Origin of the sequence: Streptomyces albospinus (assembly GCF_014648695.1) — a bacterium.
GTDB classification, from domain to species: domain Bacteria; phylum Actinomycetota; class Actinomycetes; order Streptomycetales; family Streptomycetaceae; genus Streptomyces; species Streptomyces albospinus.
In genome coordinates this window covers 426,068-449,109 of sequence record NZ_BMRP01000002.1, presented here as the reverse complement: position 1 = coordinate 449,109, position 23,042 = coordinate 426,068, and the positions used below count along the sequence as shown (strand labels likewise).

The 23,042-nt window shown below is 70.0% G+C and carries 15 protein-coding genes; 12 read left to right on the top strand and 3 right to left on the bottom strand.

Annotated features, from left to right (window positions below; translation table 11 throughout):
- The first annotated feature begins 94 nt into the window (after positions 1–94).
- The 6 genes from IEZ17_RS05280 (at position 95) to IEZ17_RS05255 (ending at position 9,499) form a co-directional block, all read left to right on the top strand.
- Complete coding sequence (locus tag IEZ17_RS05280; protein ID WP_189296836.1) at positions 95–1,708, top strand: DUF4192 domain-containing protein; 1,614 nt, start codon at positions 95–97, stop codon at positions 1,706–1,708.
- A gap of 215 nt (positions 1,709–1,923) precedes the next feature.
- The gene (locus tag IEZ17_RS05275) at positions 1,924–3,930 is read left to right on the top strand and encodes a glycogen debranching N-terminal domain-containing protein (protein WP_189297026.1); all 2,007 of its coding nucleotides are present in this window, start codon (positions 1,924–1,926) and stop codon (positions 3,928–3,930) included.
- A 48-nt stretch (positions 3,931–3,978) separates the two neighbouring features.
- Positions 3,979–4,746 carry an NUDIX hydrolase gene (locus IEZ17_RS05270; protein ID WP_189296834.1) on the top strand — a complete coding sequence of 256 codons (768 nt, stop codon included), beginning with the start codon at positions 3,979–3,981 and terminating at the stop codon, positions 4,744–4,746.
- An 868-nt stretch (positions 4,747–5,614) separates the two neighbouring features.
- Positions 5,615–6,598, top strand: a complete 984-nt coding sequence (locus IEZ17_RS05265; protein ID WP_308427588.1) for a FadR/GntR family transcriptional regulator — start codon at positions 5,615–5,617, stop codon at positions 6,596–6,598.
- A gap of 395 nt (positions 6,599–6,993) precedes the next feature.
- Positions 6,994–8,550 (top strand): RNA polymerase sigma factor, encoded by a 1,557-nt coding sequence (locus IEZ17_RS05260; protein WP_268249804.1) that lies wholly within the window; start codon positions 6,994–6,996, stop codon positions 8,548–8,550.
- A gap of 139 nt (positions 8,551–8,689) precedes the next feature.
- Positions 8,690–9,499, top strand: a complete 810-nt coding sequence (locus IEZ17_RS05255) for a serine protease (RefSeq protein ID WP_189296830.1) — start codon at positions 8,690–8,692, stop codon at positions 9,497–9,499.
- Positions 9,500–9,622: 123 nt separating this feature from the next.
- On the opposite strand, the gene IEZ17_RS05250 is transcribed toward IEZ17_RS05255, so the two are convergent.
- Entirely contained in the window at positions 9,623–9,853 is a 231-nt protein-coding gene (locus IEZ17_RS05250) for a DUF7455 domain-containing protein (RefSeq protein WP_043266503.1), read from the bottom strand.
- A gap of 445 nt (positions 9,854–10,298) precedes the next feature.
- Between IEZ17_RS05250 and IEZ17_RS05245 the strand changes: the two genes are divergently transcribed.
- The 4 genes from IEZ17_RS05245 to IEZ17_RS05230 all read left to right on the top strand — a co-directional run bounded on the left by IEZ17_RS05245 (position 10,299) and on the right by IEZ17_RS05230 (position 14,947).
- Entirely contained in the window at positions 10,299–12,419 is a 2,121-nt protein-coding gene (locus IEZ17_RS05245) for a DNA gyrase/topoisomerase IV subunit B (protein WP_189296828.1), read from the top strand.
- A gap of 159 nt (positions 12,420–12,578) precedes the next feature.
- Entirely contained in the window at positions 12,579–13,067 is a 489-nt protein-coding gene (locus IEZ17_RS05240) for a DUF1453 domain-containing protein (protein ID WP_189296826.1), read from the top strand.
- A 30-nt stretch (positions 13,068–13,097) separates the two neighbouring features.
- The gene (locus tag IEZ17_RS05235) at positions 13,098–14,264 is read left to right on the top strand and encodes a sensor histidine kinase (RefSeq protein WP_189296824.1); all 1,167 of its coding nucleotides are present in this window, start codon (positions 13,098–13,100) and stop codon (positions 14,262–14,264) included.
- Positions 14,261–14,947, top strand: a complete 687-nt coding sequence (locus tag IEZ17_RS05230) for a response regulator transcription factor (RefSeq protein WP_189296822.1) — start codon at positions 14,261–14,263, stop codon at positions 14,945–14,947. Before IEZ17_RS05235 ends, IEZ17_RS05230 begins: the two co-directional genes overlap by 4 nt.
- Before the next feature lie 794 nt (positions 14,948–15,741).
- Here the strand turns inward: IEZ17_RS05230 and IEZ17_RS05225 are convergent.
- Positions 15,742–16,752, bottom strand: a complete 1,011-nt coding sequence (locus IEZ17_RS05225; protein WP_189296819.1) for a ferredoxin family protein — start codon at positions 16,750–16,752, stop codon at positions 15,742–15,744.
- Positions 16,753–17,430: 678 nt separating this feature from the next.
- Here IEZ17_RS05225 and IEZ17_RS05220 point away from each other — a divergent pair.
- Positions 17,431–18,567: a CobW family GTP-binding protein gene (locus IEZ17_RS05220; RefSeq protein WP_189296817.1), complete on the top strand. Its 1,137-nt coding sequence runs from the start codon at positions 17,431–17,433 to the stop codon at positions 18,565–18,567.
- Positions 18,568–18,936: 369 nt separating this feature from the next.
- Here IEZ17_RS05220 and IEZ17_RS05215 read toward each other — a convergent pair whose 3' ends face one another.
- Positions 18,937–21,384 carry a DNA gyrase/topoisomerase IV subunit A gene (locus tag IEZ17_RS05215; protein ID WP_189296815.1) on the bottom strand — a complete coding sequence of 816 codons (2,448 nt, stop codon included), beginning with the start codon at positions 21,382–21,384 and terminating at the stop codon, positions 18,937–18,939.
- Positions 21,385–21,675: 291 nt separating this feature from the next.
- Here IEZ17_RS05215 and IEZ17_RS05210 point away from each other — a divergent pair, with 291 nt between their 5' ends.
- Positions 21,676–23,016, top strand: a complete 1,341-nt coding sequence (locus tag IEZ17_RS05210; protein ID WP_189297022.1) for a M16 family metallopeptidase — start codon at positions 21,676–21,678, stop codon at positions 23,014–23,016.
- Positions 23,017–23,042 lie beyond the last annotated feature (26 nt).

Here is a 23,042-nt window from a genome sequence, read left to right as displayed (position 1 = left end):
CGCGAACCCCGGCCCGAAGCTGTGGACAACCACCTCACCCGCGAGTTATCCACAGGGGTCGCGGAGCGGCGGCTGCCTGCGCGATCTTCGAGCCATGAATCCGCACAGCGAACCGCGCAAGCCCGGCACCGACAACCCCGCGCCCGCCTCCGCGAGCCAGCCCTCCGAGACCCCCACGGGCCCGCCCGAGCCACCGGCCCCCGGCGCTCCGCCCGGCCCACCCGCCTCCGCCGCCCCCACGCAATCCGCCGACCCCACCGCCGCTTCCACCCCCGTGCCCCCCTTCATCGCCCCCGACCCGTCCGCCCCCTCCCTCTCCTGCAACGCCCACGCGCCGGCCGACTCCGCTGCCTCCCGTACGGCTTTCGACTCAGCCGACTCCCATCCGTCCGCATCAGCCGCCGCCGATGACGAGACCACCGAATCCCCGGTCACCTTGCGCGGCCCCGCCGAGCTCGCCGACGCACTGCCGTATCTCATGGGCTTCTATCCGGACGACAGCATCGTGATGGTCGCGCTGCACGGTGAGCGCGCCCGCTTCGGCGGACGGCTCAGGCTCGGCATCCCGACGGACACCACTCAATGGCCCGACGTCTGCGACCAGCTCGCCGACTGCCTCATCACCGGCGCCCGGGACCGCGGCACCCGGCCCGTGGGCATCCTCGTCTTCCTCTGCCGGGAACCGTCCCACGGCGAGAGCGGCAAGGACGTCAAGGACCGCCTCCGCCCCCTCGCCCAGCGCCTCCGCACCGCCTGCGGCGCGCAGGACGTCCCGGTCCTCGAAGCCCTGTGCATCTCCAACGGCCGCTTCTGGTCCTACTGTTGCCCCGACTTCCGCTGCTGCCCCGCCGAGGGGACACCCCTGTTCCTGCCCGGTACGTCCGTGATCGCCGCAGCCGCCGCCTATGCGGGAATGCAGGTACGCGGCTCGCTCAAGGAGATGGAGGCCAGGCTGGCACCGCGCACCGGACCGCGCGCCGCCGACCAGGAGAGGGCCCTGGACGCTGCGGCGGCGGCGCTCATGCCCCGGATGCTCCGGCCGGACGGCGCGCCGGCGGTCGGGCGCGACACCCTCGATCTGGCGCGCGCGATGATCCGCCGCTTCCGCCAGGACACCCCCACCGGCAGCAACCGCGCCAGGGACGCCTGCGACGACGCCCTGATCACCGACCGCGAAGCCGCCGACCTCATCCTCGGCCTCCAGGACCGCGTCACCCGCGATCGGGCCGCGGAATGGATGGACGGCCCCGAGGCCGCCCCGGCCCTCCGGCTCTGGCGCGCCCTCGCCCGCCGCTGCGCCGGCGGCTACGTCGAGCACGCGGCGGCGCCGCTGACCCTCGCCGGCTGGGTCTGCTGGTCCACCGCCGACGGACCGTCCGCGCGCGTCGCCCTCAGCCGTGCTCTCACCGTTGACCCCGGCTATGTCTTCGCCCAGATGCTGCACCGCGCCATCAACGAGGGCCTGGATCCCGAGCCGCTGCGCCGCTGCCTGCGCGAGCAGCGGAAGGAGGCGGAGAGCGCCGCCGCCGACGGGCCGGAGGCCGTTGCGCAGGAACCACGCCGGCCCGCGAAGCGGGCCCGACCGCCGCGCCCCGGATCCGCCGAACGCCCCAAGGGGCCACGCGGCGGCACCGGCCCCGGCACTCGTGTGACCGGTGCCGCCGGCAAGCGCCGGACCGGCCGGGACGGTGACCGGAGCCGGCGTTGACCGAGCGGTCGCGGTCCGGTCGGCGTGACCTGGGCGCCGGCCGGACCGTTCACCTGTATGGCGCAGGCCGTACGGAGCCCCGACCTCACCAGGGAGCGCAGAGCGTGCCAGGGATCGTCCCCACCACCCAGCCGACCCACCAGCCCGCCGGAGAACGGCGCACCACGCCGCCCCGGCCGCCCCAACCACAGCCCGTCCACTCCTCGCTGATCTGTGTGGCCCTGCCGTCCCTCGCCGTATCGCCCCCCTCGGGGCAGCTCACCGGCGAGGGCCTGGAGGGCTACTACCGGGACGGCCGGCGGATCCTCTCCCGCTGTGAGGTACGAGCCGCGGGCGGCGAACCGCTCGTCGTCCAGGGCCGGTTGGTCGCCGCGGACCGCGCCCAGTTCATCGGTGTGGTCCGCAGAACGGGCGAGCGCGGGCCGGATCCGGAGATCCGGATGGAGCGGCTGCGTTCCGCCGACGGCATCGAACGGATCACCTTCCACAGCAGCGCCGGCCGGCCCGTCCGGCTGCCGCTCGAAATCCGGCTCGGCACCGACCTCGCAGAGCTCGGAGCCGTCGCCGTCGGCTTCCCCGGCGCCGAACTCCGCGCCGCGGTCCACGGCTCCGGACTCCGCTGGTCCGGGCCCGGCGCGCACGCCGTGGTCTCCGCGACGCCCACGCCCCAGGACGCCCTGGCCTCGGCGGGCCTGCTGCGCTGGGACCTGGAGCTGCCACCGGGCGGCCGGCGCACCGTCGAACTGCACGCCCGCCTCGAATACAACACAGGCAGCCCCCGGGGCGGCGCCCACCCGGCCGCCCACGGGCGGCCCGGCCGGCCCCGTATTCCCGGCCCGCGCCAAGGCCCCTCCGGCCCCCGAATGCGCGGCGACCGGCCGCCGCACCCCTGGTCGGCCGCCCGCCTGGAGTGTGACGACCATCGCGCCGACGCCCTCATGGCGAGCAGCCTCGACGATCTGCACGGCCTGCTGATGCGCGACCCGGCCATGCCCACGGACGTCTGTGTAGCCGGGGGATTCCCCTGGCGCTGCGGTCTCGCCCCGGCCGAGGCCCTCTGGACCGCCCGGATGCTGCTCCCCCTCGGCACCCGGCTCACCGCGAGCACCCTGCGCACCCTCGCCCGTACTCAACAAGCCACCCCGGGAACGGATTTCGGCCGAATTCCCGGCGCCCTGCGGGACGCCGGGCCCCACGCTCCACCGAGCTGCACGGGCATCGAAGCCACGCTCCTCTTCCCGGCGGTCCTCGCGGAGGCCCGCCGCTGGGGCCTGCCCGATCAGGAGACCGAACGGCTGCTGCCCGCCGCCGAACGCTGCCTCCAGTGGCTGCGTACGGCCACCGACCCACCGGGCGGTGGCCGCGGTGGCTACCTCCCCGACCCGGCGCCCGACGGCCCCTACCGCTGCGAGACGCAGGCCCACGCCCACCGCGCCGCGCTCCTCGGCGCCGACCTCCTCGATGCCTGCGGCGCCGCAGGCGCCGCCGCACTCCGCGACTGGGCAGCCGACCTGCGTACCCGCTTCCGGACCGACTTCTGGGTGGAGGACCGCGCCGGCGGCCGTCCCGCCCTGCTCACCGGCGACGGCAGGCCGGTGCCGCACCTGGGCTCCACCGCCGCCCATCTCCTCGACACGGGCCTGCTCGGCGGCGGCGCCCTGGCCCCCGGCCTCCTGGACGCGACCCAGACCGACCAGCTGGCCCGACTGCTCCGCAGCCCGGCCATGGACTCCGGATGGGGCCTGCGCGGACTCGGCGCCAGGGAGACCGGCTACAACCCGTTCGGCCACCGCAGCGGAGCCGTCCGCGTCCAGGAGACGGCCATCGCCGCCGCCGGACTGGCCGCAGCCGGCCACGAAGCCGCGGCCGGCGCCCTGACACGGGGCGTTCTCGACGCCGCGGAGCGCTTCGGCCACCGCCTCCCGGAGATGTACGCGGGGGAGCAGCGCACCGCCGACGGCGCTCCCGTGCCGCACCCGGCGGCCTGCCGCCCCGCCTCCGTCGCGGCGGCCGGGGCGGTCCAGACACTCGTCGCCCTGGCCGGCCTGCGCCCCGATGTCCCCTCGGGAACGGTGGCCGTCCGCCCGCTCGGCACCGCCCCGCTCGGCGCGATGCAGTTCACCGGCCTCACCATCGCCGAGCAGCCTTTCGCCGTACGGATCAGCAGGCTGGGCATGGGCATGGTCGAGGCAGCGGCGGACGGCCTGCAACTGGGGTCGTGAAGGGCCGCATGACCTGTTTATCGTCAGGCGGACGACTATGATCACGTCATGCCTCCCTACGACCCGTCGGCCTTCCCGCCCTTCGCTGTCACCGTCGACCTGGTCGTGCTCACCGTGCGCCGCCACGCCCTGTGCGCGTTGGCCGTACGGCGCGGTGAGCCGCCGTTCCAGGGCCGCTGGGCCCTGCCGGGCGGATTCGTCCGCGCCGACGAGGATCTTGAGGACGCGGCTGCCCGGGAGCTCGCCGAGGAGACCGGCCTGCACGCCCACCCGGAGGCCGGCCCGCCGCCCGCGTACGGTGCGCACCTCGAACAGCTCGCCACCTACGGCGATCCCAAGCGTGACCCCCGGATGCGGGTCGTCAGCGTCGCGCACCTCGTCCTGGCTCCCGACCTGCCCGCCCCCAGGGCAGGCGGCGACGCCCACAGCGCCCGTTGGGCGCCCGTGGACACCCTCCTGGAGCACGAGGGAGGCGGGCACGCCCGCGAAGGCGAGCTGACGACCCCGCTCGCCTTCGACCACGCGCGGATCCTCGCCGACGGCGTGGAACGCGCCCGCTCGAAGATCGAATACTCCTCCCTCGCCACAGCCTTCTGCCCGCAGGAATTCACCGTCGGCGAACTCCGCAGGGTCTACGAGGCGGTCTGGGGCGTCGCCCTCGACCCGCGCAACTTCCACCGCAAGGTCACCGGCACCCCCGGCTTCCTGGTCCCCACCGGCGGCACCACGACCCGTCAGGGCGGTCGCCCCGCGCAGCTGTTCCGAGCCGGCGGTGCGACCCTCCTCAACCCCCCGATGCTGCGCCCGGAGGTCTGACCACCGCCGCGTACCGCCGGGTCCGCTCGCCACCACATCCGCTTGCGCACCGCCTCACGCCCCATGAGGCGCGCGACGGACATGCACCCACCCGGTCGCGCAGTCGCCGGTTCACGCCGTCCGCAGCGTCACCCACCGGGTCAACAAGCCGCCCGTGAAGTCACCGACCGAGGTGACTCCACCGCCTCGACACCCCCAATGGTCACAGCTTGCGCTCCGCCAACTCCCCTGCTTCCAGGCGAACCTGGGAGCCTCCCCGGCGAGAGTGCGCCGCTTCCCGACCTTCGGTGCTCACCGCGACGCATCACTCATCGCCCACGAGGCCACCGCCCGCATGCAGTTCGCCCGGGACGTATCCGCCGGCATCCCCGAGTGGCCTGTAAACCTCGCTGGTTACCTCGTGACTCCCGCTGGTCGCTTCGTGCCGGAGCCCGGCGGCGCATACGGGGGACCGGCCGCCGGCGTATGGCCGCGGGCAGCAGTGCGGTGGACGGCCGAACTCGCCACCCCCATCCGGCGTGAGCCGCCGGCGCACGCGTCCGGCTCGACTCGGCGGCCCGAGCCCTCAGCCGGAGTGCCCGGTCCGTGAGGCCGTCGGCGGCAGTCCGCCGGCCTTACGGAATCGACCGAGGCGTATCGATGGCGACGCGACTTGTGCCCAACCCTCTGACGGTGCAACGGCGTTGCCGTCGTCCGCCCTGGTCTGCGCTTATGTGTTCACCGTGCTAACGGGCCCGGGGGCGCCTACCGGCCAAGACGCCCGTTTCCGGGCCCCGTTGTTGCACCCGCTGTCCACAACTCACCGCCGAAAGCGCATTTCTTTCCGATAAAGCGTCAATTGCGAGATAACGGGCGATCACCCTTTCGTGTGCTTTTCACCAAAGACCTCAAGGCCGTTCAGGGTGTCGCCGACAAAGGATGCGTGAGTACCCTTGCGCACACCATGATGACCGCGGCTCGCCCCGGCGACACCGGCCTCGCAGGCCCCGGCGAGCTTGACCGCTACTCCTACGCCAACGCCGCCAACGCGACCGGCCAGGACCGCGCAGAGCGCGTTTCACCGGTCTGGGAAGGCTCCGAAGCAGACATCGGCCGGGTCGGCCGTCGCGCGGCGGGCAGCCGTGGCCGCGGCCTCCACGGCCAACTCGTGCAACAGCTCGGCCAGATGATCGTCTCCGGCGATCTCGGCGCCGACCGCCCGCTCGTCCCCGAGGAGATCGGCCAGCGCTTCGAGGTCTCCCGCACCGTCGTCCGTGAGTCGCTGCGCGTCCTCGAAGCCAAGGGGCTGGTCAGCGCGCGCCCCAACGTAGGCACCCGGGTGCGCCCGGTCAGCGACTGGAACCTCCTCGACCCCGACATCATCGAGTGGCGGGCCTACGGGCCGCAGCGCGACGATCAGCGGCGCGAGCTGTGCGAGCTGCGCTGGACGATCGAGCCGCTCGCCGCCCGGCTCGCCGCCGGCCACGGCCGCGAGGACATCCAGCAGCGGCTCGCCGACATGGTCGAGATCATGGGCCACTCCGCCGCCCAGGGCGACACCATGACCTTCACCCGTGCCGACGTCGAGTTCCACACGCTGCTCCTCCAGCTCGCCGGCAACCGGATGCTCGAGCACCTCTCGGGCATCGTCACCTCCGCCCTGCACGTCTCCGGCGGATCCGGCGGCGGCTGTGAGCGGCCGGTCGAGACATCCGTGGGCCAGCACATGCGGGTCGTCGACGCGATCGGTTCCGGCGACGCCACGGCCGCCGAATCCGCGATGCGCCAGCTCCTCGCCGCCCACGGCGAGACCGGCGGTCAGGGCACCGGGACGCCCGTGGACCACGTCGTCCCCGCGCCCCGCGAGCACTGAAGGCCCGCACCCGACCACGTGCGGACCGTAAGCCCCGCGCGACCTCGTGTCCCGCGCGCCCTGATGGAGGGTGTGGCGTACGTACCGAAGGAGCGCAGGATCGCCGGATCCGGGGCGTCGTCCGGATCCGGCGGTAGACCTTGAGAGGGTTGCATGTCATATGACTGGGAATGGGTCGTTATGGGGTGTGACTCGGGCCACGCAGATTGGGCGTAACGCTCTCCGGGGAAGCGCGATGACTTAAGAGGTGATAGCCGAGGAGGGAATACGAGCGGCGTTCGTGACGCTGTTCAACTCCCCGGTTGCCCCTGCGCCGTCGGTCCATCCCTACCGGCGGTCGTCGGCTCCGATCCGTAGTGGACGGGGTCGGAAGCCGTTTCCATCGTTCCGAGAGGTTGTTCGTGTCGGCCAGCACATCCCGTACGCTCCCGCCGGAGATCGCCGAGTCCGAGTCTGTGATGGCGCTCATCGAGCGGGGAAAGGCAGATGGGCAGATCGCCGGCGATGACGTGCGTCGGGCCTTCGAGGCTGACCAGATTCCGCCAACCCAGTGGAAGAACGTTCTGCGCAGCCTCAACCAGATCCTCGACGAGGAGGGTGTGACGCTGATGGTCAGTGCCGCAGAGGCGCCCAAGCGCACCCGCAAGAGCGTCGCAGCGAAGAGTCCCGCAAAGCGCACCGCCACCAAGACCGTGGCCGCGAAGACCGCCACGGTGAAGAAGGCCACCGCCGCCGCCCCCGCCCCCGTGGCGGACCCGCCGGTGGGTGAGTCCGAGTCCGCGCCTGCGAAGAAGGCGGCGGCGAAGAAGACGGCCGCCAAGAAGACGGTCGCGAAGAAGGCCACGGCCAAGAAGGCCACGGCAAAGAAGACCGCGTCCAAAAAGGACGTCGACGAGCTGCTCGACGACGACATGACCGAGGAGAACGCAGCGCCCGGCAAGGGCGACGCTCCCGAGGCCGCCGAAGGCGCCGAGAGCGCCGGCTTCGTACTGTCCGACGACGACGAGGACGACGCCCCGGCGCAGCAGGTCGCCGCGGCCGGCGCCACCGCCGACCCGGTCAAGGACTACCTCAAGCAGATCGGTAAGGTTCCGCTCCTCAACGCCGAGCAGGAGGTCGAGCTCGCCAAGCGCATCGAGGCCGGCCTGTTCGCCGAGGACAAGCTCGCGAACAGCGACAAGCTCGCGCCGAAGCTCAAGCGCGAGCTGGAGATCATCGCCGAGGACGGCCGCCGGGCGAAGAACCACCTCCTGGAGGCCAACCTCCGACTGGTCGTCTCCCTGGCCAAGCGGTACACCGGCCGCGGCATGCTCTTCCTGGACCTGATCCAGGAGGGCAACCTCGGTCTGATCCGTGCGGTCGAGAAGTTCGACTACACCAAGGGATACAAGTTCTCGACGTACGCGACGTGGTGGATCCGCCAGGCCATCACCCGTGCCATGGCCGACCAGGCCCGTACGATCCGTATCCCCGTCCACATGGTCGAGGTCATCAACAAGCTCGCGCGCGTCCAGCGCCAGATGCTCCAGGACCTGGGCCGCGAGCCCACCCCGGAGGAGCTGGCCAAGGAACTCGACATGACCCCCGAGAAGGTCATCGAGGTCCAGAAGTACGGCCGTGAGCCGATCTCGCTGCACACCCCGCTGGGCGAGGACGGCGACAGCGAGTTCGGTGACCTCATCGAGGACTCCGAGGCCGTCGTCCCGGCCGACGCGGTCAGCTTCACGCTCCTGCAGGAGCAGCTGCACTCCGTGCTGGACACTCTCTCCGAGCGCGAGGCCGGCGTGGTGTCCATGCGCTTCGGCCTCACCGACGGCCAGCCCAAGACGCTGGACGAGATCGGCAAGGTCTACGGCGTCACGCGTGAGCGGATCCGTCAGATCGAGTCCAAGACGATGTCGAAGCTGCGTCACCCGTCGCGTTCCCAGGTGCTGCGCGACTACCTCGACTAACCGAACCTGCTCCGATCGCGCCGCGAGCCCGGCCCTCCCACCTCGGTGGACGGGCCGGGCTCGCGGCCGTCCGGGTGCGGGGCGCGGCCGTTTGGGTCACTCTGGGTGGGCGACCACTGCCCCAGAGTCAGGAGTCCGTATGCGACCCTCCGTGCCCGCCGCCTTCGGAGCCCTCGCGCTGATACTCGCCGTACCGACCTCGTCCGCTGCGGACGGGGTCGTGATCGGCGGCAAGCCCGTACGGCCCTCCAGCACCCCCTGGGCGGTGGCCCTGGCATCACACCAGCGGTTCGGAACCCAGCGCTCCGGGCAGTTCTGCGGCGGCGTGCTGGTCGGGCGCGCGACGGTGGTGACGGCCGCGCACTGTCTGGGCCAGGAAGTGCTGGGACTCCCCTGGAAAGAGGTACGCGATCTACGGGTCGTCGTCGGACGCGACAACCTCACCGGCGGGGGCGGCCGGGAGATCAAGGTCGCCAATGTGTGGGTCAATCCGCGCTACAACAGCTGGACCAACGAGGGCGACATGGCTGTCCTCACGCTCCAGGAGCGAGTCCCGAACCGCCCGATTCGAATAGCCGACGAGGACGACAGCGCCTACCGGCCGGGCAGCGCGGCCACGGTCTACGGATGGGGCGATACGACCGGAGAGGGCAGCTATGCGTCGCAGCTGCGGTCGGCCAGGGTGAACGTGCTGCGCGACTCGGTCTGCGCGCGGGCCTATCCGGGCAGCGCGGACGGGACGTACAAGGCCGCATCGATGCTTTGTGCGGGGGAGCCGAAGGGCGGGCGGGATGCCTGCCAGGGAGACAGCGGGGGGCCGCTGGTGGTGCACGGGCGCTTGGTGGGGCTGGTGTCGTGGGGGACGGGCTGCGGGCAGGCGGCCAGCCCCGGTGTCTACACGCGCGCCTCCGCGCTGCTCCCGGCGGTGCACGAGCACGGGGCGGGCTGAGCGCTGCCAAGGGCTGTCAGAGTTGCCGCGGCGCACGAGTGCGGGCGGCCTCCCCTGTGGTGCCGGGAAAACCGCCCGCCGCACGGCCCTGGGCCGCTACTCGCTCGTCGTGGATGCGATGTGTCAGCGTTCCTCATCGGACGCAGACGTCGGAGAAGCGGTCAGCCGCTCCGTCTCGTCCTGTATTTCCGCGGCGATCTTCTTGAGTTCTGGCTCGAACTTGCGACCGTGGTGGGCGCAGAAGAGCAGTTCTCCGCCGGACATCAGGACGACGCGCAGGTATGCCTGGGCGCCGCAGCGGTCGCAGCGGTCAGCGGCCGTCAGCGGGCTCGCGGGTGTCAGAACAGTAGTCACGTCGCCTCTTCTCTAGCTCGACGAGCTGTCGTACCAGGGTCAACATCCAACCAGGCCGAAAACGTTCCCGCTCGTGCCTTTTCCTCGAAAAAATTCTTCCGAGGGGCCGGGTGCTGCCGGGTGGCGGCGAATGAGCCGTATTGCGTGGTGGTCTGATTCACGTTGGTTACTGGAGGTGTGCCCTCCCGGCTGGCTTGCCGGTTGTTGATGAGGACGTGCCCGGAGCCTAAATGGTTCATGCCTCGAAGGGAACGTGATGTGCACGTCACTCGGACGTCACCCCATCGAGCGATCGAACGCGTGAGCGAAATTCTACTACCATGGTCATGCTCACGGGTGGCGTCACATCGGCTCTACTGGGCCTCGGTACCCTCTCACCGGCGACACCGCCACAACCGAGTCCGCGGAATGCGGACTGCCAGAAATTCAGCGAGGAGCGAACCGCGTGACCGCCGAGATGTCCGTGCCGTCCACCGCAGTGCTGACCGGGGCAGACCGGGACGGTTCCAACTACACCGCGCGGCATCTGCTCGTCCTCGAGGGTCTGGAAGCCGTCCGCAAGCGTCCCGGCATGTACATCGGCTCCACGGACAGCCGTGGCCTGATGCACTGCCTCTGGGAAATCATCGACAATTCCGTCGACGAGGCGCTGGGCGGCTACTGCGACCACATCGAGGTGGTCCTCCACGACGACGGGTCGGTGGAGGTCCAGGACAACGGCCGCGGGATTCCCGTGGACGTCGAGCCCAAAACGGGGCTCAGCGGCGTCGAGGTCGTGATGACCAAGCTGCACGCCGGCGGAAAGTTCGGCGGCGGCTCGTACGCTGCCTCCGGCGGCCTGCACGGCGTCGGCGCCTCGGTCGTCAACGCGCTCTCCGCGCGGCTGGACGTCGAGGTGGACCGCAACAGCAAGACGCACTCCATCAGCTTCCGGCGCGGGGTGCCCGGCATCTTCACCGAATCGGGGCCGGACGCCCCGTTCGACCCCGGCAACGGCCTCATCAAGGGCAGGCGGGTCCCCAAGACGAAGACCGGCACCCGGGTGCGCTACTGGGCCGACCGGCAGATCTTCCTCAAGGACGCCAAGCTCTCTCTGGAGACGCTGTACGCCCGTGCCCGGCAGACCGCCTTCCTCGTACCGGGCCTGACCATCGTCGTCCGCGACGAGCGAGGTATCGACGGCGCCGGGAAGTCGGAGGAGACGTTCCGCTACGACGGCGGCATCAGCGAGTTCTGCGAGTACCTGGCGCAGGACAAGGCCGTCTGCGACGTCCTGCGGCTGACCGGCCAGGGCACCTTCAAGGAGACGGTGCCGGTCCTCGACGAGCGCGGTCACATGACACCGACCGAAGTCACCCGTGAACTGGGCGTCGACATCGCTCTCCGGTGGGGGACCGGCTACGACTCGACGATCAAGTCGTTCGTCAACATCATCGCCACCCCCAAGGGCGGCACCCATGTCTCGGGCTTCGAGCGCGCGGTGACCAGGACCGTCAATGAGGTGCTGCGGTCCAGCAAGCTGCTGCGCGTCGCCGAGGACGACGTCGTCAAGGACGACGCGATGGAGGGTCTCACCGCGGTCGTCACCGTACGGCTCGCGGAGCCGCAGTTCGAGGGGCAGACCAAGGAGGTGCTGGGTACCTCCGCCGCGTCCCGGATCGTCGCCCAGGTGGTCAGCAGGGAGCTCAAGGCGTTCCTGACCTCCACGAAGCGCGACGCCAAGCAGCAGGCACGCTCCGTACTGGACAAGGTCGTCGCCGCGGCCCGTACGCGCATCGCCGCCCGTCAGCACAAGGAGGCCCAGCGGCGGAAGACGGCGCTGGAGTCCTCCTCCCTGCCGGCCAAGCTCGCGGACTGCCGCAGCGACGACGTCGACCGCAGCGAACTGTTCATCGTCGAGGGCGACTCGGCGCTGGGCACGGCGAAGCTGGCGCGGAATTCGGAGTTCCAGGCGCTGCTGCCGATTCGCGGCAAGATTCTCAATGTCCAGAAGTCGTCGGTTTCGGACATGCTCAAGAACGCCGAGTGCGGCTCCATCATCCAGGTCATAGGGGCCGGATCCGGTCGCACCTTCGACATCGACACCGCCCGCTACGGCAAGGTGATCTTCCTAGCCGACGCCGATGTCGACGGCGCCCACATCCGCTGCCTGCTGCTGACGCTCTTCCAGCGCTACATGCGGCCGATGGTCGAACAGGGCCGGGTCTTCTCCGCCGTCCCGCCGCTGCACCGCGTCGAGCTCATCAACCCCAAGAAGGGCCAGGACAAGTACATCTACACCTACTCGGACAACGAACTCCGCCAGACCCTGCTGGAGCTCCAGCGCAAGAAGGTCCGCTACAAGGACAGCATCCAGCGCTACAAGGGCCTGGGTGAGATGGACGCCGATCAGCTCGCCGAGACGACCATGGATCCGCGGCACCGCACCCTGCGCCGGATCAACATCAGTGATCTCGAAGCGGCGGAGAAGGCATTCGACCTCCTGATGGGCAACGAAGTCGCTCCCCGTAAGGAGTTCATCACCAACTCCGCGTCCACTCTGGACCGTTCGCGCATCGACACCTGAGCCGGCAGCGACTCTCTACGGGCGCCTCTCCACCTACGGGTGGACGGGTGCCCGTCGCCATTTCCACCCGCGCCCCACCCTGGCTCCGATCCGGGCGGTGGGGTCCTCTCCGTAGCGTCGGAAACGTCGAAATTCCCCGTCCCACGGAGGCTTCAGGACATGAGCGGCTGGCTCAACATCGTTGCGATGATCGCGGTTGTCGTCATCGTGTTCGCCCGGCAGTTCATGGCGCAGCGCATCACCTCGGAAGGCAAGAAGTGGTGGCTGCTGCCCGTCATCCTCGCCGTCATGGCGCTGCGGCAACCCGACCTCCTGGACCCCGCGCACCATGCGGCGTCCGCGGTCCTGCTGGCGATGACCCTTCTGATCGGACTGGCCAGCGGTGCGGCATGGGCCTGGACCACGCGCATCTGGACCGACGTGGACGGGGCGGTCTGGACCAAGGGCACCTGGGCGGCGGCCGGTGTGTGGCTGTGCGGGACGGCCCTGCGCCTCGGCCTCATGGGCATCGCCGCGGTCCTGGGCGTCCACCAGGGGAGCCAGGCCACGCTGCTGTCCGTGGCGGCCATGCTGCTGACCCGTGCCGGTGTCACCACCTGGCGCGCCCAGGCCGTTCAGCAGACGTACCGTGTCCCTGTCGCGGGCTGACACTCTGCGACGCCCACCGAAAGGACCGTCGTGCCGCCGAACCACTGGACCAGCTGGCCCCTGCGGGAGTCACTCTCCCGCGAGGGCCTCAGCGAGGCCCGGTTGTGGATCGGCCGCGCCATCCGCGTCCTGGTGGTGGCGAGCCTGGTGTGGGCCACCCTCGTAGGGGGGACCTTCAGCGGCTGGGGCCTGGTTGCGGCGTGCGCCGCAATTGCCATGACCTTGGTGGTGTTCTGGAGCTTCTTCCGTATGACGCGCGAGCGTCGGCTGTGGCCCTCCATCGGGCTGTTCGCAGTGCTGGAGGCCGCGGCCTTCGGCTTCTACCTGGCCGACGCCCGGATGCCGGCGATCGTCCTGTGGTGCGCCTGTGCCATCACGTCCATGGAGCGGCTGCCGCTGAGCATCGCCGTGCCGTGCTCATCCCTCGCACTCGGTGCGTTCGCGGTGGTCAACACGGACAACTGGCTGACGACCGTTGTGACCACAGGAGGGCTGGGCCTCGCCGGATACGTCGTGCGGCTGGATGCCGAGGCGCGCGGCAATGCCCAGCGCCTGCTGGCGCAGGAACGCGCTGCCCGTAAGGCCGAGGCCGAGACCTCGGCGCTCGCCGAACGGGGGCGGATCGCGCGCGAGATCCACGACGTTCTCGCCCACAGTCTCAGCGCCCAACTGGTGCACCTGGAGGCAGCGCGGCTGATGATCCAGCGCAGCAGCGATCTGGAATCGGACCGTGAGCAGCTCCTGGAGCGGGTGGTGGCATGCCGAGGGATGGCGCGAGAAGGGCTGGACGGCACCCGTGAGGCCCTTTCCGCGCTGCGCGGCGAGATGGTCCCGGTCGAGGACTTCCTGCGCCGTCTGGCGGCCGCTGAGGGCGCTCAGTTGGACGTCGTGGGCGAGCGGCGCACGCTGCCGGCGGAGGCGGGTCTCGCCGTCCGCAGGGTCGCACAGGAAGCGCTCACGAATGTGCGCAAGCACGCACCAGGTGCCCGGGTGACCGTGCAACTGGAGTACGCCGAGGGGCACGTAGGACTGGTGGTGCGCAATTCGGGAGGACGCGGCAAGCCCGGTGAACTCGCGAGGAGCGGTTCCGGGTACGGTCTGCTCGGGATGCGGGAGCGGGCCGAACTCCTCGGTGGAACGCTGGAGTCCGGCCCCGACGAGGAGGGTTTCGTGGTGCGGTTGCAGGTGCCCGCATGACGGCACGCACGGTGGCGCGTGTCGTCGTGGCCGATGATCAGACGGTGGTACGCGAGGGAATCGTGATGCTGCTGGGACTGTTGCCGGGTATCGAGGTCGTCGGATCGGCCGCGGACGGTGAGGAGGCCGTCCGTATGGTCGCCGAACTCGCCCCCGACGTCGCCCTGATGGACCTGAGGATGCCGCGTTGCGACGGCGTCGAGGCCACCCGCCGGATCCGTACGGATCACCCCGGAACCCAGGTCGTGGTACTCACTACGTACGCCGATGACGACTCGCTCTTCCCCGCCCTGCAAGCCGGGGCCCGTGGCTACCTCACCAAGGACGCCGACGGCGATGAGATCGTCCGCGCCATCGAAGATGTGCTGTCGGGCGAAGCCAGCCTGTCACCGAAGATCCAGCGCCGCCTCCTGGAGCGCTTCGCTGAGCCCGTACGAAGCCTTCCGAAACCGTCGGACGGGCCCCCGGACGGACTGACCGCCAGAGAGGTGGAGGTGCTGCGGCTCGTGGCCGAGGGGCAATCGAACCCAGAGATCGCGCGCACGCTGCATGTCTCCACTGCGACGGTGAAGACGCACATCAACAACCTGTTCGCCAAGGCAGGTCTACGTGACCGTGCCCAGGCGATCCACTACGCGTACCGGCATGGCCTCGCGGAGCCGCCAGGTTCGGCTGCTACCTGATGACGTGGCGAGGGGCCCCAGGCTGAAGAATATGGGGCCTTTCATTTCAAACTGCCCGCTTGATCGATCCGCTCTTGTTCGGATGCCCAACAGGTCGGTGGATTTGGATAGTTGGGCGTATGGAGGGACTCTCCGCCGTGGAATCAGCTGTGTTGCTGGACCGCTCATCCGGGGGGCCTGGTCAGGTACGGCGGAATCGCCTCCGGATGGCAACCGCCGATGCGGGGCGAGCTATGGCGGTCCTTCCATACGCACGCTGTAAGAGATGGCTGCCGGCCTGGGCGCACGTGTACGACGGGTGGCTGCGGGGCGTTGGCAGGAATGCAGGTGCGGCGTGGAGTTATCCACAGCCTCGTCGGTTGCGGATTGTGTGCGCGTAGCCTCGCAAAGTGAAGTTCAAGGGGCTGGACGGTCCGTCCGACGCCGGCTGGCGTCGCCGAGCGGCGCTCTTTCCGGGCGCGGCGAGCTCGGTGATGAGCGTACGAGGGGCGCGCGGCAGGTGGCTGAGGAGGGTCTGTGGCCCGGCAGGAGCTGGGAGAGGCGTGCGGTGCGGCACGCGGAGGGGAGTCGGTATGTGGGCGACGGGGGATGGCGCCGGTGCATGGCGTGCGGCAGCGGGGGACGGTGGGCGCCGCAGTGCCGCGAGGTCGATGCTCGGCTTGGGGCTTGCCGTGACACTGGGGCTGGCGTCAGGGGCTGTGTTGGCTCGGGCTGTGGCAGGCGGAAAGCAGCCGGAAGGGAAACAGCGCTGCAGGTGCAAGAGCGAAGGTGAGGAGCCGGATATGCGTCCGGCTTCAGGTGAGCGGGAGGGCAGGAGAGAAGGGCCGGCCAGGGGCGCCGGCATCCGGGATGGCGGTGATGGAAGTAACCGCCATTCGCGTCGATGGGCCGAGAGGCGCACCACAGCTGGCGGGCGCCGGAGCACCGTCGGTCCGCTGATCGACGACAACGTGCCAGGCGCGGCCGTCGGAGTGCGTAACGGTGACAACCCAGGCGGGGGAAGCCTCCGCAACCGACCCGTCGCCCGGCGCCGGTCCATCGCCCCACCGCGCTTCGGGCCGCACCGCGTCGGTCCGTACGACGTCGAGTGCGTCCGCCCGCCGCTCTCGGATCAGCTCGCGGACCGCAAGGTCAGCGGCCTGAGCCGGCCGATCCCACGCCGAGCGGCCACGGCAATGGTCGAGTCCGACACGGCCGTAACGCGCCGCTTCCACGACATCCTTGACCAACTGAGCCGAAGCTCGTCCGTAGGCGTATCCGTAAGGCAAGACGAAAAGTGTGGGGGAGAAGCGGTGTCCGCCGATGTGGGTGACTTCCCAGACCGCGGAGCTCGTGGCGGCGAGCTCGGTCGCCAACGGGCGGCCGAGGATGGCGCAGCAGCGATCCCTCTTGCCGTTGGTGCATACAAGAACCACAGGCTCACCGGTGTACGGCTCCCAGAGGCCGTCATGTTCGCCCGCGCCCAAGGCGGCGAAGTCCAGCCCAAGAGCCGCCCGCGGGTCGGTGACGGTGGTGGTGCGGATCCAGGAACGGCCCGGAGCGGTGTGTGCGAGGAAAAGTCGACGCCGGGGAACACCGTGGAGGTCGGCGTGGCGTCCTGGACGGCGGATCAGGGCGACCCTTACATCCGTCCCCTCTGCCGCGGTCTCCAGGGCCCGGCCGACGTGCGGGTCGAGGTGGCTGTCTGTCAGCGCCTTGACTCCCCACGGTCCGGTTTGCTCGATGAGCAGCCAGGTACGGGCGGTGGCTGCTGTCCCGGCGACGGGTTCGGCCGATACGCGGGAAGCGGTAGCGCAAGTGCTCACAAAGGCGAGCCTAACTCGGAGCGTCTCACCTTGAATCTCGGGAGGGTGTCGACGGGGTCTACGACGAGTGGCGGCGGTCTGTCGTGCTTGCGTTACGGCGGTGTCGGGTATGGCAGCCGAGCGCTGCGGCGACGTTCCGGGACGCCGAGGCGACGAAGGTCAGCTCCGACGGGGCCAGGGGCAGCTCGCCGGGACGTGTGACTGACTGCTGTGCGGGGCCCCAGGCGGGGCGTAGGGCCGTGGAATGCCTTGTGGCCGCCGGAGCCGTTCGCGCATTGGCGGGCTTTGGAGCCCGGCGTGTGGGCGCCGGGGCCGCACTCTGGCCGGTGCTCCGTCTGCACGCGGCGTGGGGCTGAGTGGCCTGCTTGCCCGTGTGGTGAGTTGTGCCCGGAGCGCAGCGTGAGATTTTCCTGGGCGGTCGCAGCACGCGAGACGCGGCTCAGGCATGGGGGTCGGTGGTGATCGCAATGGCAGGGACTGCCTCTGCCGATAGCAGGCGAACCCTCCTCGTGACGACGGTATGCGCCTGATCGCGGCGGCTCGGAACCCAGTTGTGGTCTTTGACGCCGCTCGTTGGCAGAAGCGGCTTGGGTCCGTCCCGCAGGTGGTCCGTTACGATCGACAGCTCGTTTGCCGCCGGTTCGTGCGGCACGCCACCCGCACCATGGAGGCACCCCCTTGGCCACGCAGCAGATCCCCGTCGTCGTGCTCGCGGGGTTCCTGGGGTCGGGTAAGACGACGCTCCTCAATCACCTGCTCCGCGCCGGCGACGGCACTCGTATCGGTGCGATCGTCAATGACTTCGGCAGCATCGAGATCGACGCGATGACCGTCGCCGGGCAGGTGGATTCGATGGTCTCGCTCGGCAACGGCTGTCTGTGCTGCGCCGTCGACACCAGTGAGCTGGACACCTATCTGGAGCGACTGGCCCGCCCTGCCGTTCATATCGACGTGATCGTCATCGAGGCCAGCGGCCTGGCCGAGCCGCAGGAACTCATCCGGATGATCCTTGCGAGTGATAACGACCGGATCGTTTATGGCGGGCTGATCGAGGTCGTCGACGCCGCAGAGTTCGCGGAGACCCGGGTCCGGCATCCCGAACTGGACCGGCATGTGGGTATCGCCGATCTCGTGGTGCTCAACAAGGCCGACCGGATCGGGGAGGCGGCACGTCAGGAGCTCCTGGACACGCTGGCGGATCTTGCTCCCGGCCGTCCGGTGCTCTGCACGGCATACGGGCGGATCGATCCGGAGCTGTTCTTCGACAGGGGAGCGGGGGAGGACCGTCACGCAGCCGTACGCCAGCTGTCCTTCGAGGATGTGTTGCGCGAAGCCGCCGCCGATGGGGAGTCGGGGCACGGAATCGAGGATGGCGTCGAGCACGGGTCCCACGATGGTTGCGAGCATAACCACAAGGACTGTCACGACGGGTGCCACGAGCATGTGGAGCATCTCCATGCCGCCTATCAGAGTGTGGAGTTCGCCTCCGGCGAGCCGATGCATCCGCGGCGCCTGATGGAGTTCCTCGACAGCCGTCCCGCCGGTCTGTATCGCATCAAGGGCTTCGTGCACTTCGATGTCCCGGAGAACCGTCAGAAGTTCACGCTCCACGCGGTCGGTGACTTCCTGCGCTTCTATCCCTCGCCGTGGCCGAAGGGCGAGGAGCGGTGTACCCAACTGGTCATGATCGGCAGTGGTATTGATGCTCCCGCACTGCGCAAGGAACTGGACACCTGCCGGCAAATTGCGCCCTCGGAGGCTGACATGAACAGCATGTGGGGTGTGCTGCGGTTCGTTGCCTCGCAGGAGGAGTGAGTGCAGGAGCGAGCGCCCTGGGAACACGCTCCTGCGAGGAGCGGCCCCGGGCGAAGGGTGACTTCGCGGGCCATGGCTTGATGTCATTGGGGTGGGAGTGGCAGCCGCCGAACGGAGGCCGGCCATGCGATGCCAGCCGCCTGTCCACCGCCGGTCACCGGCCCGATGGCGACCACCCTCCCCAACCGTGGTCACCCACCACTCGGTAACTGGTCACCTCATACTGGCCCGCCGTCCGCGAGCGGCTCTTTCGGGGTGCCACTTCCCCGCACACGCAAGGGTGATTTCCCCGGTATACGACTGACGCCGCCAAGCCGGTTCTTCACCGGTCCGGCGGCGTCAGCCGTCAGAACATGCGGAAACGCGCGGTTACACCGGTCCGGCCAGTGCTGCCACCGGCTTCGTCAGCGGCACTCCGGAGCCGTCCCGGCGGGGGTCCGGCTCCGGCAGGGGGACCGGGGCGCCCTTCGCGTCCGCGGCCTGTACCGGAGCAGGACCGGCCCAGGCCATCGTCAGGCAGTCCTCGCCCTTCAGGAACCGCTGGCAGCGCACACCGCCGGTCGCCCGGCCCTTGCGCGGATACTGGTCGAACGGGGTGAGCTTGGCCGTCGCCACCGAGTCGTCCAGGGTGCCGTGCGACCCGGCGACCGTGAAGACCACGGCCTCGACGGCCGGATCGACCGCCGAGAAGGCGATCACCCGCGCGCCCTGGCTCAGCTTGACGCCCGCCATACCGCCCGCCGGACGGCCCTGCGGCCGTACCTGCGACGCCGGATAGCGCAGCAGCTGGGCCTCGTTGGTGATGAAGACCAGGTCCTCCTCACCCGTACGCAGCTCGGCCGCGCCCACGATGCGGTCGCCGTCCTTGAGGGCGATGACCTCCAACTCGTCCTTGTTGGACGGGTAGTCGGGCACCACGCGCTTCACCACGCCCTGTTCGGTGCCGAGGGCGAGGCCCGGAGAGGACTCGTCCAGCGTTGTCAGGCAGATCAGCTCCTCGCCCTCCTGGAGCGTCAGGAACTCCGAGACCTGCGCGCCACCCGAGAGGTTGGGGGCCGCCGCGGTCTCGGGGAGCTGCGGCAGGTCGACCACCGAGATCCGCAGCAGCCGCCCGAGCGACGTCACCGCGCCCACCTCTCCACGGGTGGTGGCCGGCACCGCCGAGACGATCACATCGTGCTTGACGCGCTTGGCGTCGGCGTCGAACGTCGTCTCACTCGTCGCGGTGCGTGCCAGCAGGCCGGTGGAGGACAGCAGCACCCGGCACGGGTCGTCGGCGACCTCCAGCGGGACCGCGGTGACCGGGGCGCCCGCCGACTCCAGCAGGACGGTGCGGCGCGCCGTGCCGTACTTCTTGGCGACCGCGGCCAACTCGCCGGAGACCAGCTTCCGCAGCTCCGCGTCCGACTCCAGGATCCGGGTCAGCTCCTCGATCTCGGACCGCAGCCGGTCGCGCTCCGATTCCAGCTCGATCCGGTCGAACTTGGTCAGCCGGCGCAGTGGGGTGTCGAGGATGTACTGGGTCTGGATGTCGCTCAGCGAGAAGCGCTCCATCAGGCGCTCCTTGGCCTGCGCGCTGTTCTCACTGGAGCGGATCAGGCGGATGACCTCGTCGATGTCGACCAGGGCGGTCAGCAGGCCCTCGACCAGGTGGAGCCGGTCGCGCCGCTTGGTGCGGCGGAACTCGCTGCGCCGGCGCACCACGTCGAAGCGGTGGTCGACATAGACCTCCAGCAGCTCCTTGAGACCCAGGGTCAGCGGCTGGCCGTCCACCAGGGCGACGTTGTTGATGCCGAAGGACTCTTCCATCGGCGTGAGCTTGTAGAGCTGCTCCAGGACGGCCTCGGGGTTGAAGCCGTTCTTGACCTCGATCACCAGGCGCAGCCCGTGTTCGCGGTCGGTGAGGTCCTTGACGTCCGCGATGCCCTGGAGCTTCTTCGAGCCGACCAGGTCCTTGATCTTGGAGATGACCTTCTCCGGGCCGACCGTGAAGGGGAGTTCGGTGACGACGAGACCCTTCCGGCGGGCGGTGACGTTCTCCACCGTGGCCGTCGCGCGGATCTTGAACGTGCCGCGGCCCTTCTCGTACGCGTCCCGTACCCCGCTCAGGCCCACGATCCGGCCACCCGTGGGCAGGTCCGGACCCGGCACGAAGCGCATCAGGGTGTCCAGATCGGCGTTCGGGTGCTTGATCAGATGGCGGGCGGCGGCGATCACCTCGCCCAGGTTGTGCGGCGGCATGTTCGTCGCCATACCGACCGCGATACCGGACGCCCCGTTGACGAGGAGGTTCGGATACGCGGCGGGGAGGGCGACCGGTTCCTGCTCCTGGCCGTCGTAGTTCGGCGCGAAGTCGACGGTGTCCTCGTCGATGGACTCCGTCATCAGGGACGTCGCCGACGCCATCCGGCACTCGGTGTACCGCATCGCGGCGGGCGGGTCGTCGTTGCCCAGCGAGCCGAAGTTGCCGTGCCCGTCCACCAGGGGCAGCCGCATCGAGAACGGCTGCGCCATGCGCACCAGGGCGTCGTAGATGGACGCGTCGCCGTGCGGGTGGAGCTTGCCCATCACCTCGCCGACCACCCGGGCGCACTTCACGTAGCCGCGGTCGGGGCGCAGGCCCATCTCGTTCATCTGGTAGAGGATGCGGCGGTGTACGGGCTTGAGCCCGTCGCGGGCGTCCGGCAGGGCGCGGGAGTAGATGACCGAATACGCGTACTCAAGGAAGGAACCCTGCATCTCGTCGACGACGTCGATGTCGAGGATCCTCTCCTCGAAGTCGTCCGGCGGCGGGGTCTTCGTGCTGCGGCGGGCCATCGCGGCTGCGGCTCCTTCTGCTGCGTCTACTGCCGGTGTTGGATCAACGCTCTGGATCAACGCTGTGGTCGACCGGCTGGGGTTCGACCGGTGAGTCTGCCTGAGTCTGACGCGGACCATTGTGGACCGCCCCACTGACAACGCCGACCGCGACTCCCCTCTTCCCCTTCCGCGGGGGCCGGGCACGGTGCACGTTCGGGGCCTTCCTCATGGGAACTTCGCCAGATGCCGACGCGGTTGCATACAGTGACAGAACTTCCTCGCAAGCGGATCGAAGGGACGTACATGCCCATGGGTCACACGGCCACAGAACAAGCCGGCTCCGGCGGCCTGACAGCGACCGAGCACCGGCTGGCCAACGGCCTGCGCGTGGTGCTCTCCGTAGACCACCTGACGCCGGTGGCGGCGGTCTGCCTGTGGTACGACGTCGGCTCGCGCCACGAGGTCAAGGGCCGTACGGGCCTGGCTCACCTCTTCGAGCACTTGATGTTCCAGGGTTCCGCACAGGTCAAGGGCAACGGCCACTTCGAGCTCGTCCAGGGCGCCGGCGGCTCGCTCAACGGGACCACGAGCTTCGAGCGCACCAACTACTTCGAGACCATGCCCGCCCACGAGCTGGAGCTCGCGCTCTGGCTGGAGGCGGACCGGATGGGCTCGCTGCTCACCGCCCTCGACGAGGAGTCCCTGGAGAACCAGCGCGACGTCGTCAAGAACGAGCGCCGCCAGCGCTACGACAACGTCCCCTACGGCACGGCCTTCGAGAAGCTGACGGCCATGGCGTACCCGGAGGGCCACCCGTACCATCACACCCCCATCGGGTCGATGGCCGATCTCGACGCGGCCTCCCTGGAGGACGCGCGGGCCTTCTTCCGCACGTACTACGCGCCGAACAACGCCGTCCTCTCGATCGTCGGCGACATCGACCCCGAGCAGACGCTGGCCTGGGTCGAGAAGTACTTCGGCTCGATCCCCTCGCACGACGGCAAGCAGCCGCCGCGCGACGGCAGCCTGCCCGAGGTCATCGGCAGCCAGCTGCGCACCGTCCTCGAGGAGGACGTCCCCTCCCGCGCCCTGATGGCGGCCTACCGCCTGCCGCACGACGGCACCCGTGAGGCGGACGCCGCCGACCTCGCGCTCACCATCCTGGGCGGCGGCGAGTCCTCCCGCCTGTACAACCGCCTGGTGCGCCGCGACCGCAGTGCCGTCGCGGCGGGCTTCGGCCTGCTGCGGCTGGCGGGCGCGCCCTCGCTGGGCTGGCTGGACGTGAAGACGTCCGGCGGTGTGGAGGTCGCCGCCATCGAGGCCGCGGTCGACGAGGAGCTGGCCCGCTTCGCCAACGAGGGGCCGACTCCGGAAGAGATGGAGCGGGCCCAGGCCCAGCTGGAGCGCGAATGGCTGGACCGCCTCGCGACGGTCAGTGGCCGCGCCGACGAACTGTGCCGCTTCGCCGTCCTGTTCGGCGACCCGCAGCTCGCGCTGACCGCCGTCCAGCGCGTCCTGGAGATCTCTCCGCTGGAGGTGCAGGCGGTCGCCAAGGCCCGGCTGCGCCCCGACAACCGCGCGGTGCTCGTCTACGAGCCCACCGAGCAGACCGACGCCGCCGACACCGAGGAAGAGGAGGCGGCGCAGTGAACGACGCCACCACCCGCGACGACGCC

Coding starts and splice junctions, on each gene's coding strand:
- IEZ17_RS05210 (WP_189297022.1), top strand. CDS start 21,676: ATGGGTCACACGGCCACAGAACAAGCCGGCTCCGGCGGCCTGACAGCG.
- IEZ17_RS05215 (WP_189296815.1), bottom strand. CDS start 21,384: ATGGCCCGCCGCAGCACGAAGACCCCGCCGCCGGACGACTTCGAGGAG.
- IEZ17_RS05280 (WP_189296836.1), top strand. CDS start 95: ATGAATCCGCACAGCGAACCGCGCAAGCCCGGCACCGACAACCCCGCG.
- IEZ17_RS05240 (WP_189296826.1), top strand. CDS start 12,579: ATGAGCGGCTGGCTCAACATCGTTGCGATGATCGCGGTTGTCGTCATC.
- IEZ17_RS05230 (WP_189296822.1), top strand. CDS start 14,261: ATGACGGCACGCACGGTGGCGCGTGTCGTCGTGGCCGATGATCAGACG.
- IEZ17_RS05255 (WP_189296830.1), top strand. CDS start 8,690: ATGCGACCCTCCGTGCCCGCCGCCTTCGGAGCCCTCGCGCTGATACTC.
- IEZ17_RS05270 (WP_189296834.1), top strand. CDS start 3,979: ATGCCTCCCTACGACCCGTCGGCCTTCCCGCCCTTCGCTGTCACCGTC.